We start from the raw sequence: 15076 nt of genomic DNA, 5'->3' as shown, positions 1-15076 counted from the left end.
GGCATGGTTGAGTTTTCTTTGATGGTGCGGTATGACGAAGAACCATCAAGACCAGATAGCGAGGGCAAGGGGATGAAGTTCGATAGCGTGTTCGCCGGGGTTCACTACTTCCTGTCTGCAACTTCACTCGGCGAAGGCCCCTGGCAGGGTGAGGCTAATGTCCGTGTGAAGGCGGGCTCCGAGTACAGGTCAAAACAAATACCAACCACCCAGAATTTCCGAACCAGCGCCGACGCTATGCGTGGCGCCGAAGAACAACTCAAGGCTCTGTGCCTTAGCGGCGCATTGCGGGTCGCTGTTTCTGCTGCCTATGAAGAGCTTGACGAGCCCCCAAATCTGAGCTGATGTCAGGCTGCAGATGAACGCTTGAGCTGGTCAATCAGCTGCGTCGGTAGGTTCTTGATGGTGAGGCTGCTGCGGTCCTGATCGAACTCGACGAGCTTGCCAAGTAGGTGCGCCTCGAAGCTGATTGACATGCCCTCGGCGCGGCCGGTGAAGCGGCGGAATTGGTTGATGGTGCGCTTATCCGCTGGGATTTCCGGCGATAGGCCGTAGTCAGCGTCGCGGAGGAACTCGGCAAAGTTCAGTGGCCGATCCTCATCGAGCATTTCGGAGAGCTCCTGCAGGGCTACCGGCGCACCGAGCTTGGTCTGAGCGGCTGCGTATTCAACCAGGGTGTGGGTTTTCTCGCGGGCTACGTCTTCCGGCAGATCTTCACGCTCGACGTAGTCACTGAACGCCTTGAGCAGGGTGCGAGTCTCGCCCGGGGCATCGACGCCTTCCTGCGCGCCAATGAAGTCGCGGAAGTAGGCAGTGGATTTTCGACCGCCCTTCGGCTTGATGAAGGATACATATTGCCGTGACGCCGGGTTGTTCTTCCACTCGCTCAGGTTGATGCGAGCGGCGAAGTGCAAGGTTCGGGAATCGATCTGCCGCGAGGTGGCCACGGTCAGGTCATGGGCGACGGCTACCGTCTCGACCTGCTGTAGGACGGCGATCATCAGGTAATCGGTCATGCCCTGGGTGTACAGCGCGAACAAGACGTGACCGCCGGCCGACAGGTTCGACTCCTCCATCAGCTTAGTCAGTTGCTCCGCCGCAGTACGGGTGAAGTCAAGGAACGTCATTTCGTCGATCATGGCCTTGCCCAACCACCCGCTGAGTGGGTAGGCACCAGACACGGGGTGAAAGAAGCCCCATCCTTTGCCGGTCTTGGCGTTGTAGGTGCCGTTCACTTCGAACAGCAGGTTGTCGATGGCGGCGCTAGCCGGAAGCTCCGAGCTAGCCAGGTGCAGGACCGCTGGGCTGCCGTCCGGTTTCTTGTCGATGAAGTGCATCACTGCGTGGCGAATGGGCATGGGTGATCCTCCGGTGGCCGGATGGCGGCGTCATTTAGATAAGGGTGTTAAAGGTCGGGCGGTACGATTTCGTCGCCTGGGTTGCGACGGATATCGCGCAAGCTCTCTTCTTCGAACTGGCGCGCTAGGTTTGGCGAGATGTAAAAAGCTGGCGCGTCAGGTCGTTCAAGTCGACGCGAGCGCTCTTCAGGGTCTTGGGCAATCCACGACAGAGCCAGGTCCTGCCAGAGCTCCTGCACCTGGTCGTAGCCGTGGTGCTGGATCTCTGCGGCCATGGCAGCCTTGATCCCGGCGGGCATGTTGAAGAACAGCTTCTCGATGCCCAGCTTCTCGGCCACAGCCTTCTTCCGGGCCCGGTAATCCGCAGAGTGCTTCGCGACTCCGGTCTTTTCCTCGGCCATCGCCAGTACCTCCCAAGCCGCTGGGCGGCAGATTTATGTGCTGCTGGCGCCGGCCGTGCCGGACGCGCGCGGTGATGCGTTTCAAGCGGAAAGCTCCATGTCTCGGTCATGCCAGCCGGCAAGCCACCAGCCGCAGTCCACGGTCATCCAGCCGTATGGCTGGGCATCGCGTGACTGGCTGTTGTATCGGCAGGCCCGCCCGAGGTAGTACGCGGTAGGGTGGACCAGCTGCCGGCGCTTCATGGCTACGCACCGGCGAGGTGGTGGAGGGGCGCGAACGGTATGTCGTCGTCGAAGCTGTCGTGATCGGGTGGCGCCGCCTGCTGGTTCTGCTGTTGGCGCGCCGGGCGCTGTTGTTGCCTTGGCTGCCGATCTGGCACTTGTCCGGGCTGCTGACCCTGCGGCCTGCTTCCGAGCAGCTGCATCGCGCCGTTGATGTCGACCACGATTTCCGTGGTGTAGCGCTTGATGCCGTCCTTCTCCCACTCGCGGGTCTGCAGCTTGCCCTCGATGTAGCACTGGGCGCCCTTGCGCAGGTACTCGCCGGCGATTTCTGCGACCTTCCCGAACAGCGAAACCCGGTGCCACTCGGTGCGCTCGACCTTCTCGCCCGAGCGCTTGTCCGTCCACTGCTCGCTGGTAGCCAGGCTGAGGTTGGTGACGGCATTGCCGTTGGGCAGGTATCGCACTTCCGGGTCCTGGCCGCAGGTGCCGACCAGGATGACCTTGTTCACCCCGCGGCTCATGACGAGAACGCTCCGGCCATGACTATCAGCACCAGGGCCCACAGCGATGCCCAGCGGGTGCGGGCGTCATCAGGCGGGCTGACCTTCAGCACCGGTACCGACTTTGCGTTCACCGCGCGCTCCAGGCTTTCGGCGTAGGTCACCGCATCGAAGTAGCGGCGGCGCTGGCCGTAAAGACGGTTGTCGTCGGAGCCGACGATGGCCCAGCTGTTGTTCTCGCCCTGCTGGACGAAGAACCGGGAGTTGCTGCGGAACTGGGCGGCGGCGGCTTCGGCCTGCTGCTGCACCTGGGCGTATTGCACACGGCTATTGCGGATGGCTGCGTTCATGGGTTGGTCCTTGTTGGTCAGGCATGGAGTTCCAAGGCTTCCGCCTTGCGAACGATTCGAACTTGGGCGGTGCGGCGCTCCGGCGCGCGGCGGTCGCGGCGCATTGGGTCGCTGTCGTCGATTACCGCGTGCATGGTGATGAGGGCGGCCAGGGCGATGCAGATGGGGCTGATGATCTGTTGGCGCATCGCCTTGGTGACCGCCTCGATGCGGCGGCCGGCTTCCAGCTTGAACAGCGCGGCCTCGATGCGGTTGGCCACGGTGCCCGGGCTGACAGCCATCTGGCGGGCGATTTCTTTGGTGGTGAGGCCTTGCGCCACCCACAACAATGCTTCCAGCTCACGAGGAGCCAGCGCCTTGCCGAGCTGGCCAATCCATGAGCCGCAAGTGATCGTTTCCATGAAGGGTCCTCGGTGGGCTGCATTGGTCGTGACGCTCGCGGCCGTGTACCTCCCGGACCAGGGGAGGGCGAACGCCACGACCAATGCAGTCGTTTAAGGTTGATGGTGGTGAGTGTTACGGGCTGTAAAGCGCACGGGCGTGCGCCTTACGGGCTGCATCGGTGTGTGATCTGGCCGGTGCTGATACCCGGCGTTGGCGCCTAACTCGATGTGCCTCAGTAGCTGCCGAACGAGGTGCGGTTCGCGCATCAGCCTGCGCATTCAGATCACACACCGATGCAGCCTGGTGATGGGGAACCAGGTGGATCGGGCAGTTAACGTCAGGCTGACGTGGCGCTGGTTGATTCTGTTGCTACCGCCAGGGGTAACCAGGATATGGTTCGCCGGAAAGCCTGTACTGCGCCTGGCCGGCCAGCTTCTCCCAAAGAGCTTTCAGGCGCCTTCGGCCGGCTTTCGTTTGCTGGTCGGGGATCACTGTTTTCGCAAGCGCAAAACCGCATTCGTCACTGCAACAACTGAAACTGTGCCCCCATGCCGAGCTCATCATGCGCGCGCCGCCCCATTCGTCCAAGGCATCCTTGGCGCCGCAGTGCGGGCAATCGTGAGTGAGGTAGTACTGTCTTGAACGCATGTCGCTGCCCTTGGTTGATTTCCCGTCTGGCCCTGTCGCCAAGGCCAGCCAGTGAAATCTGTTCTCCGCACCATGCTCATTGCCGCGGCTATCCCCACCTGGCCGGGTCACACATTTCGTGTTCGGTGTTCTTCCCGGCTGGCTGCATGGTTTGGCGTCCTCCATTACGGAGTCCGGCAGCTATCCAGAGGCTGCGTGGTCGACGACTTAGCTTGTCCCGACCCAGGTGATGGCCTGGGTGCGTCGAGGTGGTCACGTCTGGTTGTGTAAAGAGCGGCGGCCGGTGAGAGCCTCTGCAGTCCTCGGTGTGACTGCGTGTGGATGCAAATATCACGTAATGTGTTTTTAAAGTCAACACAAAGCGTGATTTATTTTCCGTAGACTGTGTTGAGAAATTTTCCATTTACGCGGATTCACCTTTCACAAGGCGTGATGTATTCTCGGAAAAATACTGTATGGATATACATATACAAGGAGAGCGACATGTCCAACAAAAACAAGGCTGCACCTCGGGCACGCCAAGAAGTAACCGGGCTAGAGCGGCTAAGCCTGCGGGTGTCGTCGATGATCAATCACCCGATCGCGCAGTCACAGCGTTGGGTGACGATCCATCGCCTGGACACGGATGGAGACATGGAGTGGGAGGAGGTGATGGGGCTGCTGGCCGAGACGCCGGAGCTGGACCTGACGTTCAACGATGACGAGAGCGTCACGGTTAGGTGGGAGGCGCAGAAACCAGAAGATCGCGACGACCTAGTCGTGGACAGGGATTGGCAGGAGGAGCGGGTCGAGGAGGAGGCACCTTTCTGACTGGGAAATGTCTACGGCCTGCCCGCCCATCCATCATGGATGGAAAGCCAGTAGCGACTTCTATGGTGGCGTAGTACGGTCCGCCTTCAACAACCCGCCCGGTTCGTTACCTCCAATCCCACGGACCGGGACTCTCATGACCTGGGAGGTCGAATGGAAGTCGCTCGAAAGATCAGCCAACAAGAATTGGATAACGTCCTGATAGCCTTCGCCCGCTACAAAATCGGAGAAATCAAAATCTTCGACTTGGAGCAGGCAATGAGCTTCGAAGCGGGCGAAGCCTTATCCCAAAGCGGGCTGGTCCGGTTCTCAATAACCAAGATGGTGTCCGGACGGTATCGCATCAGCGATGAAGGGGAGAACGCCATCACACCGGCTGGACGGGATCGCCTTGAGGTGATCCGCGCCTGATTAGAGGCAAGAACGGCCGCAGAGAGCTCCTGCGGCCATCAGCAAAACACAGGCAAAGAAAAGCCCGCACTGCTATGCGGGCTAACGTAGGGAAGCGGATGAGCCTTCACTGTGCAGGGTAGGTCGTCAATAAAGCGTGAAGGCACAAAAAAGCCCGCCGAGGCGGGCTTGATAGAAACTCAAGTTAGGATTCGACCTGGAGATCTAGCATCATTGTGTCGTTTTTCTTGGGGAAGGCCGAGTTCAGCAGCAGCATGAACTGCTCCCAGCTAGAAGATGCACGCATGAGAGCTATCAAAGCGTGGACATGCTGTGCGAGCGCAGGGTGGCCCACATCTTCTGTCAGAAGCTGGTGATGCTTACCCTTGCGGTGACCCTTAGCGTTCTTTGGGTTCCTCACTTCCAGCTCCTGAACTATCCCAGGTGCCAGCCTTTCGTACACAATGTCGTTAGTGTACATACCCGCTGCGCCAGGCCTTCTTGAAGGAGAGCTTAGATCTTTTCTCTGCCAGCCCTTAAGTCTAAACATCTGCTGGTAGAACTCATCCGGGAATCGCTTAGCCCAAGCGGCAAGCTCTTTTCTTAGGTACTGATCGAGAATTGCCTGGAGAGCCTGCTTGTCGCGAACCTCCTGGTAGCCCGTAGCCTCATCAACAAGCGCCGTGATGCCGACATGAGCCAAGCCGCGCATGATGATCTCGGCCTTGGCAGCGACTTTTTTCTGGACCTCAGACAATTCACCCGCGTCTCTGGCCTTCAGCCAAACTTCACAGATCTGCGGCAAGGCAGTTGCGTTGATCCCATGTCCGACGCCGCCGCCCTGGCCGTGGCGATACTCAATTGGAGAGTTTGCCAGCGCCGCCAACTCATTGGAAACAAAGGGAATTAGAGGTTTTGCATTCATGAAAAAGGGAAGTTTTGCAGCGGCATCTTCATCGTCCTTTTTCCGCCAGCTGTTACCGCCATAGCCTCTGCCTAGTGCTCTACCAATACCTCGCTGCGAGAGAACCCTAGTTCCGTCCGGAAGGACTGCGCAATCAATAGTCAACTCGCCAATGGAAAGCTCGCCGGAGTACAGTGCTTTTGGTGTCCCCCACCTTGCATCGGCCGCTTTTTTGGCAGACTCGGAGCGCTCCTCGGCTGACATGGATTTGGCGCGAGCAGCCCCGCCCTTAGCTTTCCCCGTTGGCTCAGTCATGCGTGCAACTCCTCGGTTGGTATGCGTGCATTAGACTCTGAAAGTGCACGCATTGGCAAACAATTAAAATTAAATGCACGCATAAACGGAGTTGGGCTTTCAATTCTTGCGCAGTGTTCCCACCTTCACCTCATCCCCATACCCCACCAACCGATCAGCCAGCTCATGCAGCTCGCCTACGCGCTTGATCGCCTCCATGAACTGGGCTTCCTCACCGCCTTGGGCGTTGTGGAAGATCTCCAGTGCGGCGCTTTTCCAGGGCGAAGGCAGCATCCTTCATGTCTCGGCGCAGCTGCTGGTTTGGCTTAGTTAGGGGCATGGGAAGACCTCAACCTATCGGCAAGCTTCTGCGCCGACGTAATCGGCGATCGAACCACTGACGATGGACCCCATTCGAGGATCCGGCTGAGAGGCCTTCATTTGCTCCAGGGTTTCACCGCTGCCGAGGTACTTCACTGTGCGATCTGCGCAGTTGTAGAGACGGCGAGAATAGGAGGTGCCACTTGATCCGACACGCTTAGTTGTGATCGTACGCTCATTACCAGAGGTATCCCGCGCCAAGATGGTGTAGGTAGCTTTGGGGTCGGATGGCACATGGAGAGTTGCAGCTTCCGAGAGCGCAGGGACCAACGCTAAGCTAAAAATAGCCAAAATCTTTCGTGACATATCTTTTCCTTGATAGTGGCGCCAACCCCTTTAGGTAGGGCTCGCCAACTCCTAGCCAGTGATCCGGTTCCTGTACCGCGAGTCACACCAAGTGCGCATTCCAAACCAACAGTACCCGGGCCTGGATATAGGTCTCATCAACCCGGATGTCTTCAGGCGGATGATTGGTGTTGTCCGAGATCATCTTGAAGTGGTCGCGGCCTTTCTTCTGCAGGCGCTTGATGTACTGGTGACCCTGGTGGGAAAAGTAGTAGACCCCATCGCCAACGAACTCTCGGATGCTGATGTCCACGACCAGCGGGTCTCGGCTCTTGATGGTCGGGGCCATGGACTGCCCGACACCCGTTATGAGCTTCAGATGGAAATGTTCTTTGAACTCAACCCCCATCTCACGCAGGTGGGTAGGGCTCACACGGATGTCTTGCAGCATTTCAGGGAAGTCGTGAGCTACCTCCCCATCGCCCATTGCTCCGCGCACGTCATAGTGGGCAATCCACACCTCATCGCCGACTAGGCCTGGGCGAACGAAGTCAGCCGCGGCCACTTTGCTGGCGCTCGGCTCCTCAGCCGCAGCCAGAAGGCGTTGACGGGCCTCCTCCGGAATTCCTTTCCCGCTCTTTGCGAGCATCAGCCTGACGAGATCAGCCGTACTCTTGGCTGACGCCGAAGCCTCATTCACTACCGCAGAGCTCAGGAGTAGCTCGGATTGGTCGACCCCAAGAGCAGATGCCATAGCGGCAATATCAGCCAGCGTCGGCTCTCGCGTACCGGCCTCATAGTTTCCGACTCGTGACTGCGATTTCCAGCCGCAAGCATCTGCCAGCTGGGCCTGGGACATTCCCGTCGCTTTTCTCAAGCGCTTAATGCGCTGGCTCAGTGATTCATTCATGCGCGGGATTTCATCACGAAATGAAATACACGGCTTTCACTTATTGTGATTGATATTAACACGGTGCGTGTTTATCCTGACTGCTAGTCATTGAGGAGCCCCGAATGAACAACGTCCGCAAGATCCGGGTAGCGGCGGGGATAAGCCAAGCCCGCCTTTGCCGGGAGCTCGACTGGAACCAGTCGCGCCTAGCCAATTACGAGGCTGGTCGACGATGTGTCGGCCTTGATGCGGCTCGGAAGATTGTCGCTGCGCTGAACGGGTTAGGCGCCGAGTGCAGCCTTGACGATGCCTTTCCGCCAACGGCTCGAGATCCAGAAGCCGCCTGATAGTTAAATCATCGCTGATCTGGCATTGCGCCAGTAGATGACCGAAACACCTGCGAATCCATCCAGTACCTGAATCGCAGACGAAAAAAAAACCGCCTGGCAGGGCGGCTTTCTCTACAGCTTCATAACGGGTTTAAGCATGACAAACATCGTCCCACTTGACAAGTCCAGGGGGTTCACCCGGATGGACAACCAGCTCATGGATGGCCTGCTGGCTATCGATCTCCCAGCTCGGGAGATGAAGATTGTGCTGTACGTGGCCAAGGCCACAATCAACTTCGGTGCGGGCGCCCAGCGCATCCCGGCTACCGACATCGCGAAAGCCATACACGCTCACCCTGACACCGTGTCCAAGGCGGTCTCAAGCCTTTTGCGTCGGCGAGTCCTGTTCCGGGAAGGTGGTGCCCGGGGTGATATTGGCGTCAATGACCCGAAAGACTGGGTTTACCTGACTGATCCGAAACAGACCAAAACAGCCGATTCGGCTGAAGTGGTCCGAATCGGCTCAGAGTCGAAACAGACCAAAACCGCCGACTCCCTTCTTTATTCTAAGAAAGAAACCCCCTATGTAAATCTTCCTTCGGAAGATGTTACATGCCCCCCCAGCGATTCGGAGCCGATTCCGGCCAAGGACGACCGCAAGGCGCCATTCGGTAAAGCTGCCATGCTGGCCGACAATCCTCACGGACTCGATGAGTCCCTGATCGCTGATTACTTGGCGGTCCGCAAGTCCAAGGGCGCACCAATGAGCTCCCGGGTTTGGACGCGCTTGAACGACAAGCTTCGCCAGTGCCTGACCTTCGGTATCCAGCCTGCCCAGGTCATGGAGGTCGTCATCGAGAGCGGGTGGCGCAGCTTCGAGGTGGAATGGATCACCAAACGATTCATCGCCAAATCGCCCGCCCAAGGCAAGCCAAGCAGCCGTCATCACGGCTTCAACGACCGCGACTACCACGACGGCCTCATTCCACGGGAGGATGGCTCGTATGCGTTCTGAAAAAGTTGTCCACCTGTCGAGCATTGCCGGTCCGCAGGTGACCTCCATGGCGATATGCGAAGAGCATGGCCCGTATGAGGCGACCACCCACCAGGTGCTCAGCCACACCTTCCGCTCGCCGTGCCCGGGCTGCAAGGCGGCGCAGGTCGCCAAAAACCAGGCCGAAGACACCAAGCGTCAGCGCGTGGATCTGGCGTACAAGCTCGGAGACTCGCTGATCCCAAAGCGGTTCAAGGACAAGACGTTCGACACCTACGCAGTGAACTGCGACGGCCAGCAAAAGGCCAAAGCGCGCTGCGAACGTTACGCCACCGAGTTTGATACCAACCTGTCCGCCGGCCGTTGTCTGATCCTGGTGGGGAACCCCGGCACCGGCAAAACGCATCTGGGGGTATCTATCGCCCAAGCGGTCATGGCCAACACCCAGTACACGGCAGCATACCGGACGCTTGGAGGCATCCTTCAGGCTATCCGTGCGACTTTCGACGGCACTTCAGGACAGACTGAGGGGAGCATTCTCGACGCGCTTATCCGCCCGTCACTGCTGGTTTTGGATGAGGTCGGGGCGAGCAAGGAGGCCCCAAGCGATTTCGAGCTGAGCCGCTTGTTCTCAATCATCAATGGCCGCTACGAGCGGATGATGCCGACTATTGTGATTTCCAACCTGGGCGCGAAAGAGCTGCCCGCAGCCATGGGCGAGCGCTCGGCGGATCGTTTGCGCGAGGGCGGTGGGATCGTCTTGCCGTTCGATTGGTCGTCTCACCGTGGTCGGGAGGGCGTTTGATGCGCCAGTCCAAACTGACCAAAGCTGCGCGCGGCCGGGAATGTCAGGTGCGCATTCCCGGCGTGTGCAACGGCAACCCCGAGACCACCGTCCTTGCGCACTACCGCCTGGCGGGCACCTGCGGCGTCGGAAAGAAACCACACGACATGCAAGGCGCCTGGTCCTGCAGCGCCTGCCACGACGCCTGTGACGGGCGCAGCCGGGCTGTCGATCGCGCCACCGCTCGCCAGTATCACGCCGAGGGTGTTATGCGCACCCAGGCGCTGCTGCTCAACGAAGGGGTGCTGATCGCATGATCAATCAGCGCCCCCCGTTTCGTAACCCGGCCCGCGCCAAGCCCGTCGACCGGGAAGGGCAGGAGCAGGCTGCCCTGCTCGAGGAGATCCAGCTGCGCTATCCGGAGGTGTACGAGCTGATCTACCACGTCCCGAATGGCGGCCATCGGCACAAGGGCGTGGCGCTCAAGCTCAAAGCCCAGGGCGTGAAGGCCGGCATCCCCGATCTGGTCCTGACCATGGCTCGCGGCGGTTACTTCGGCCTGTACATCGAATTCAAGGCGACCGTAGACCCGGCGCCTGTCTCTTCCAGCCAGCAAGCGTGCATTCGCTGGCTGAACGACCAAGGCTACCTGGCCGTTGTGTGTCAGGGGCATTTCGACGCCATGGAGTGCCTGAGGGCGTACCTGGCCCTGCCAAAAACGGAGGTTGCAGCATGACCAATACCGCCGCTGTGAAAATCAGCGATGCAGAGATACGCCGGCAGGCCGCCGGCCAGGTGCGTGACCTGCGCGCCCTGGGCAACCACGGCCTGTACTTCCGGTTTCACCGTTCCCGCGAGCGCGGATCCTGGTACCTGATCCACAAGGGCAAGTGGAACCTGATCGGCTCATACCCCGAGCTGAGCGCTGCCAAGGTGGCCGCCGCGCTACCGGACATTCGCCTGCGCCTGGAGGCCGGTGAGGGATCGAGCCTGTCGAGCTGGGTGCTGACCGGCGAGTTGCTGGCCTGGTTCGCTGAGCGCATGTCCCGTGACCGCAACCTGTCGGCCAAACGCAAGAGCACGGCGGCGTCGGCGATCAAGCAGCACCTGGTGCCGCGCCTTGGCCAGATCCCTCTGGCCCAGATCGACAAGGCGCTGCTCGACCGCGAGCTGATGTGGCCATTGCAAGAGTCGCTGTCGATCGACTACGTGCGACTGGTGTTCCAGCTACTGGCCCTGTCGTTCCGCCAGGCCTTCAAGCTCGGCCTGATCAGCTCCAACCCCATGGCCGGCATCCGTTTCGGTGACTTCTCCAAGGCCAAGGTCACGGTCAAGCCGTCGCGCCTGCGTGGTGTGCACCTTGAGGACCTTATGACCCGCATGAAGAGCACCTTGGCGCACCGCCCGCAGCATGGCGTGTTGGCCCTGATGATGCTGTGCCATGGCACCCGGCTGGGCGAGACCCGGCTGGCCCGCTGGAGCCACATCAGCCTCGCGGAGCGGGAGTGGTTCATTCCCGCCGAGCACACCAAGACCAGCGTGCAGCACCGGCTGCCACTGACCGACCAGGTGCGCTGGCTGCTGATGGCTTACCGCGAGATCCAGCGCAACGAGGGCTATGACGGCGAGTTCCTGTTCCCGGGGCGCCAGGGCAAGCCGATGAGCGAGGCAAAGGCATCTGCTGTGTTCACCGTGATGGGGCAGGGCGAGTGGACCAGCCATGACCTTCGAAAGCTCGCCCGTACCGGCTGGGCAGACCTAGGCGTCGACCACTTGGTGGGTGAGCTGCTGATCAACCACGCCATGGGCCACAACGTGAAGGTGTACATCCAGTCCGACGTGATGGCCCGCAAGCGTGAGGCATTGGAGAAGTGGCACGCACACCTTGATCAGAAGGGTTTCGAGTGGGTTCACGGCTTGACCGGTGATAGATCAACAGATTCATGGATTCTCTCGCGGGCCGCAGAGCGTGCGGGTTTCGACGGACTTCCGGTATCCACCATAAGCGAGGATTCGAAATGAGCCAGAACATGCAGTCGGGCGATCTTGCGTTGACCCTCGTGTTTGACACCGAGATCCCCCAGGGCAGCCAAGTGGAGCTGGTCGAGCGCATTCAGAGGGGGCAGCTATTGGGTGGCAAAACCCGCCAAATGAAAGCTCCAACCGCTGGCTGGTACGTGACTCATCTGGGCGCGTCCGCAAAGGTTGCGTATGGGGATGCCGAGCTCATGCCACTCCGCGGTAAGGGAGTGCCTACGCCGAAGATTGAGGTCGAGGAGATCTGTCACCTGTTCAAGGTGCCGGCATGAGGAAAAGCCACGGCCCATCATTCAAGAAGGCCGTGATTGAGCTGGACAAGTGCCCTTTGTGCCGTGGGAGAGCGGTCACTCAGGGTGTGTTTCACGAACTGCCATGCGACCACTGCAACGCCTCGGGCTGGGTAGTGGCTGCAACTGGCGAGGCCCTGGCCCTGGATGAGCTGGTGACCCAGCTCAGCATGGCGCTACAGGCGGCGCACCGGCAGATCGAGCAGTTGAAGAACCCTCAGGCATCCGGGCCTGAGGCTACATATCAGGGAAGCAACCAGCGCGGCGCTGGCGGCACCAACTACACCGGGGATTGAGGGGGAAGGACATGAAAAAACGCACCTACGTAGACAAGGCCCTTGGTGACACCGCCTACATGCTCGAGCAATGGGGCTGGTGGCGCATGGATGGTATGGGTGTGCCTCAGTATGTATGCCCGCTGTATGCGCTTATGAAGGAGCACGCTCCAGCGGAAGGAGGACTCAAGCAATACGTGATCACGGACGACCTGGCACTTGCGGTGGACGGCGCCGTAGCAAGGCTGAACAAGCGCAATCCGCAGATGGGCGGCTTCGTCTGGCTGTACTTCGGTGCTAAGTGGCCGGCGCTGCGGATCGCTCGGGAGCACAAGATGGGTGAAGCCAAGGCGCGCGAGCTGATCAACACTGGAGTGGCCTGGATCGATTGCGCCATGGAACAACTGCGCGAGGCTGCATAAAAAGCTTTCCGCGCGGATAAACACCTGTTTTCATAGCAGCGTGTCCAGCTTGCAAGCAACGCGACACAGACGAACCCCGACCATTGTGTTGGGGTTTTTCGCTTCTGCGGATGACCCGCCCAGGCAGTTGGGTTAAGTCGGTAGTGGCGTCGATCATAGCCGTGCGCTCCCTGATCGGCTACGCGATGAGAGTCTGGGGTATGTGACCCCATCCAGACCAACAAGCCGGGAAGCGCCGGCCCTCGGCACCCATTCAAGGGCTCGTCACTTCGGCGGGCCTTTTTAGTACCTGGAGCACGATATGCCCGAGAATTCAGGCCACCATCGCCAGTCTCCGCGCCGAGGGCGGTGGGTTGCAGGCATAGGTTGTGGGCAAGGCTGAAAGCACTGCAGTCTCGGCGCTGTCGCACACCGTTATGCATGATCGATGAGGCCCACGATCGCTAGGCCGGCAACGCCATTTGAGGACATCAAAATACGTGCATCACGCTAGAAGTACTTGCTCAAGCTGTTCAAGTACAAGCGGCGAGCCGCAGGAACCAACTTGTAGCTGTTGGCGTCATGCGGACGCCTTGATCCGAACATCGGAAATACCTAAATCGACAACCGCCGCTGTTAGCTCAGCATAAGAAGCAGGGAGCGAGTCCCGCATCGCTGTCACAGCATCCGTGGGAGCGTGCAGCCGCATAAGCGCGGCTAAAGCATCATCCTGCCGAAATGTCGTCGGCCAATCGCAAACCCAGAACCGGGCCCGCCCTTTAAGGTTGTAATCGATTCTGTATTTCATGAGCTGCTCGATTTGCTCCATTGAACATTGGTAACGCCATAGCGCTCCGCCAACGGTCGCGAAACTTTTTTGATGTGGGAAGAGCCAAATTTTGGGATCACACCCACTCCCGCATCACAGGCAGCCCAGTGCCATGCATTGGCGCTGTCCATTCCCTCGGACCGGATAATGAAACGCTTCGCCTCGCCGTGTAGTTGATACACAACGACATAAAGTGACCCATTCGACATTCCGTATCCCCTAAAGACCGAAAATCAATCGTCCTACTAAGCGTTAAGTATAGGCGTGGCAATGCTGGTAACGGGCCAGCTGAACATCAAAAATAATTGGAGCATTTATGGATCCCACCGACCTCGGCCCGGGCACGGCCACCTGGCTGGGCGGTAGTGGCATCGTTGTTACAGGAGCGCTTCTCTGGGTCCGCCGCTTCCTTTCCAAAGACGCGGCCGATCGCGCGATGGACAACGCCGACATCGGTACGGTCAGGCGCCTAAATGAGCTGCTCGATTCCGAGCGTGAAGCCAGGAAGCTGGCCGAGGCTCGCGCAGACCAGTTCGCCAAGGAGCGCAATGAGCTTGCAGCAGCAGTGGGCCGGATGGAAGGGAAGATCGAAGCTCTCACCAGTCAGGTGGGTCAGCTCACCGAGAAGGTGACCACGCAGAGCGCCGAGATCTCCCGGCTTCGTGCACAGCTTGGAGGTACAGCCTAATGGACAAATGCGCTTTGGAATTCATCGCCCGCCGCTGGTGGCGTCGGGCTGAGGTATGGGTGATCGCCGCGCTTCTGATCGCGGGCGGTGCTGTTCTGGGCTGGCAATCAGCTTACTGGGCTATGGCCAGCACCCAAGCCAACCAGGTCGGCGACATCCGTAAGGCCTACGACGCGGCAATGGCTGAGCGGGACAAGCGTCTGGACGATCTGACCAGCAAGACCGAGAGCGCTGCGACTAAGGCGTCCACAGCAGCGACCACGGCAACGCAGGCAGCCGACAAGGCTGACGAGGCTCTCAATCGAGTGTCGCCCTAGTTATTGATTTGGCTTGGACAGGTCGCAGTGCTTCAATCCGTACGCAGCAAGGGAAACAGTTCCGCTGGGTTGCGTGACTCGGCATTCATCTTGTTGCACATCTCTGCGGCGGCAGATCTGGTTTTAAAGCTGAATTTCCGCCTCTCCTTCTCCTGATTGTCATAGATATCAAAGCCGCCCGAAGTGGTGGCGGCATAGAACCGATTACCGATTTGGAAGGATGCGCCTTCGATTGGCACAGCTGGAACGATAACGAATCGTGGTTGCATGTCTGACCCTCCCCAGGCAGAGACCTAAGTATTAGATGCAA

General features: G+C 59.4%; 26 protein-coding genes. 14 read left to right on the top strand and 12 right to left on the bottom strand.

Annotated features, from left to right (window positions below):
- Positions 1-3: 3 nt before the first annotated feature.
- Positions 4-345 carry a hypothetical protein gene (locus AC5O5R_RS17345; protein ID WP_494514604.1) on the top strand — a complete coding sequence of 114 codons (342 nt, stop codon included), beginning with the start codon at positions 4-6 and terminating at the stop codon, positions 343-345.
- A 2-nt stretch (positions 346-347) separates the two neighbouring features.
- Here AC5O5R_RS17345 and yejK read toward each other — a convergent pair whose 3' ends face one another.
- The 6 genes from yejK to AC5O5R_RS17315 form a co-directional block, all read right to left on the bottom strand.
- Complete coding sequence (gene yejK, locus AC5O5R_RS17340) at positions 348-1358, bottom strand: nucleoid-associated protein YejK (RefSeq protein ID WP_494514603.1); 1011 nt, start codon at positions 1356-1358, stop codon at positions 348-350.
- 47 nt (positions 1359-1405) lie between these two features.
- A complete protein-coding gene (locus AC5O5R_RS17335; RefSeq protein WP_494514602.1) occupies positions 1406-1759 on the bottom strand; it encodes a hypothetical protein in 354 nt (117 codons plus the stop codon).
- A gap of 81 nt (positions 1760-1840) precedes the next feature.
- On the bottom strand, positions 1841-2002 hold the full coding sequence (locus AC5O5R_RS17330; protein ID WP_494514601.1) for a hypothetical protein: 162 nt from the start codon (positions 2000-2002) through the stop codon (positions 1841-1843).
- Between the two features lie 2 nt (positions 2003-2004).
- Positions 2005-2505 (bottom strand): single-stranded DNA-binding protein, encoded by a 501-nt coding sequence (locus AC5O5R_RS17325; RefSeq protein ID WP_494514600.1) that lies wholly within the window; start codon positions 2503-2505, stop codon positions 2005-2007.
- A complete protein-coding gene (locus tag AC5O5R_RS17320) occupies positions 2502-2834 on the bottom strand; it encodes a hypothetical protein (RefSeq protein WP_494514599.1) in 333 nt (110 codons plus the stop codon). Before AC5O5R_RS17320 ends, AC5O5R_RS17325 begins: the two co-directional genes overlap by 4 nt.
- A 17-nt stretch (positions 2835-2851) precedes the next feature.
- Complete coding sequence (locus AC5O5R_RS17315; protein ID WP_276217342.1) at positions 2852-3235, bottom strand: response regulator transcription factor; 384 nt, start codon at positions 3233-3235, stop codon at positions 2852-2854.
- Between the two features lie 1114 nt (positions 3236-4349).
- Between AC5O5R_RS17315 and AC5O5R_RS17310 the strand changes: the two genes are divergently transcribed.
- A complete protein-coding gene (locus AC5O5R_RS17310; protein WP_494514598.1) occupies positions 4350-4676 on the top strand; it encodes a DUF1654 domain-containing protein in 327 nt (108 codons plus the stop codon).
- Between the two features lie 153 nt (positions 4677-4829).
- Positions 4830-5087 (top strand): hypothetical protein, encoded by a 258-nt coding sequence (locus AC5O5R_RS17305; RefSeq protein WP_494514597.1) that lies wholly within the window; start codon positions 4830-4832, stop codon positions 5085-5087.
- A gap of 184 nt (positions 5088-5271) precedes the next feature.
- Here AC5O5R_RS17305 and AC5O5R_RS17300 read toward each other — a convergent pair whose 3' ends face one another.
- From AC5O5R_RS17300 to AC5O5R_RS17290, 3 genes are all read right to left on the bottom strand, one after another.
- Complete coding sequence (locus AC5O5R_RS17300; protein WP_494514596.1) at positions 5272-6285, bottom strand: P63C domain-containing protein; 1014 nt, start codon at positions 6283-6285, stop codon at positions 5272-5274.
- Positions 6286-6384: 99 nt separating this feature from the next.
- The gene (locus AC5O5R_RS17295; RefSeq protein ID WP_494514595.1) at positions 6385-6558 is read right to left on the bottom strand and encodes a hypothetical protein; all 174 of its coding nucleotides are present in this window, start codon (positions 6556-6558) and stop codon (positions 6385-6387) included.
- A gap of 475 nt (positions 6559-7033) precedes the next feature.
- The gene (locus AC5O5R_RS17290; RefSeq protein WP_494514594.1) at positions 7034-7840 is read right to left on the bottom strand and encodes an XRE family transcriptional regulator; all 807 of its coding nucleotides are present in this window, start codon (positions 7838-7840) and stop codon (positions 7034-7036) included.
- Between the two features lie 104 nt (positions 7841-7944).
- Here AC5O5R_RS17290 and AC5O5R_RS17285 point away from each other — a divergent pair, with 104 nt between their 5' ends.
- From AC5O5R_RS17285 to AC5O5R_RS17245, 9 genes are all read left to right on the top strand, one after another.
- Positions 7945-8169, top strand: a complete 225-nt coding sequence (locus AC5O5R_RS17285) for a helix-turn-helix transcriptional regulator (protein ID WP_494514593.1) — start codon at positions 7945-7947, stop codon at positions 8167-8169.
- A 139-nt stretch (positions 8170-8308) separates the two neighbouring features.
- Positions 8309-9166: a replication protein gene (locus AC5O5R_RS17280; protein WP_494514592.1), complete on the top strand. Its 858-nt coding sequence runs from the start codon at positions 8309-8311 to the stop codon at positions 9164-9166.
- A gap of 46 nt (positions 9167-9212) precedes the next feature.
- A complete protein-coding gene (locus AC5O5R_RS17275) occupies positions 9213-9950 on the top strand; it encodes an ATP-binding protein (protein ID WP_494514591.1) in 738 nt (245 codons plus the stop codon).
- Entirely contained in the window at positions 9950-10246 is a 297-nt protein-coding gene (locus tag AC5O5R_RS17270) for a DUF1364 domain-containing protein (protein WP_494514590.1), read from the top strand. The genes AC5O5R_RS17275 and AC5O5R_RS17270 overlap by 1 nt, the downstream gene beginning before the upstream one ends.
- Positions 10243-10665, top strand: a complete 423-nt coding sequence (locus AC5O5R_RS17265; RefSeq protein WP_494514589.1) for a VRR-NUC domain-containing protein — start codon at positions 10243-10245, stop codon at positions 10663-10665. Before AC5O5R_RS17270 ends, AC5O5R_RS17265 begins: the two co-directional genes overlap by 4 nt.
- A complete protein-coding gene (locus AC5O5R_RS17260) occupies positions 10662-11951 on the top strand; it encodes a tyrosine-type recombinase/integrase (protein WP_494514588.1) in 1290 nt (429 codons plus the stop codon). Before AC5O5R_RS17265 ends, AC5O5R_RS17260 begins: the two co-directional genes overlap by 4 nt.
- Complete coding sequence (locus AC5O5R_RS17255; RefSeq protein ID WP_494514587.1) at positions 11948-12238, top strand: hypothetical protein; 291 nt, start codon at positions 11948-11950, stop codon at positions 12236-12238. Before AC5O5R_RS17260 ends, AC5O5R_RS17255 begins: the two co-directional genes overlap by 4 nt.
- Positions 12235-12552, top strand: a complete 318-nt coding sequence (locus tag AC5O5R_RS17250) for a hypothetical protein (RefSeq protein ID WP_494514586.1) — start codon at positions 12235-12237, stop codon at positions 12550-12552. The genes AC5O5R_RS17255 and AC5O5R_RS17250 overlap by 4 nt, the downstream gene beginning before the upstream one ends.
- Before the next feature lie 11 nt (positions 12553-12563).
- Positions 12564-12953 (top strand): antiterminator Q family protein, encoded by a 390-nt coding sequence (locus AC5O5R_RS17245; RefSeq protein WP_449432334.1) that lies wholly within the window; start codon positions 12564-12566, stop codon positions 12951-12953.
- Positions 12954-13512: 559 nt separating this feature from the next.
- Here AC5O5R_RS17245 and AC5O5R_RS17240 read toward each other — a convergent pair.
- Together AC5O5R_RS17240 and AC5O5R_RS17235 are read right to left on the bottom strand one after the other, a co-directional pair.
- Positions 13513-13740 carry a hypothetical protein gene (locus tag AC5O5R_RS17240; RefSeq protein WP_494514585.1) on the bottom strand — a complete coding sequence of 76 codons (228 nt, stop codon included), beginning with the start codon at positions 13738-13740 and terminating at the stop codon, positions 13513-13515.
- Positions 13737-13970: a DUF6555 family protein gene (locus AC5O5R_RS17235; protein ID WP_494514584.1), complete on the bottom strand. Its 234-nt coding sequence runs from the start codon at positions 13968-13970 to the stop codon at positions 13737-13739. The genes AC5O5R_RS17240 and AC5O5R_RS17235 overlap by 4 nt, the downstream gene beginning before the upstream one ends.
- A 107-nt stretch (positions 13971-14077) precedes the next feature.
- Here AC5O5R_RS17235 and AC5O5R_RS17230 point away from each other — a divergent pair, with 107 nt between their 5' ends.
- The gene (locus AC5O5R_RS17230) at positions 14078-14449 is read left to right on the top strand and encodes a chemotaxis protein (protein ID WP_494514583.1); all 372 of its coding nucleotides are present in this window, start codon (positions 14078-14080) and stop codon (positions 14447-14449) included.
- Positions 14449-14766, top strand: a complete 318-nt coding sequence (locus tag AC5O5R_RS17225) for a hypothetical protein (protein ID WP_494514582.1) — start codon at positions 14449-14451, stop codon at positions 14764-14766. Before AC5O5R_RS17230 ends, AC5O5R_RS17225 begins: the two co-directional genes overlap by 1 nt.
- A gap of 32 nt (positions 14767-14798) precedes the next feature.
- Here the strand turns inward: AC5O5R_RS17225 and AC5O5R_RS17220 are convergent, their stop codons facing one another.
- A complete protein-coding gene (locus AC5O5R_RS17220; RefSeq protein WP_494514581.1) occupies positions 14799-15035 on the bottom strand; it encodes a hypothetical protein in 237 nt (78 codons plus the stop codon).
- Positions 15036-15076: the final 41 nt, after the last annotated feature.

Source organism: Pseudomonas sp. 8_5_2, from assembly GCF_059295255.1.
Note: the sequence above shows the minus strand (reverse complement) of the source record. Positions and strands in the feature narration are given on the sequence as shown.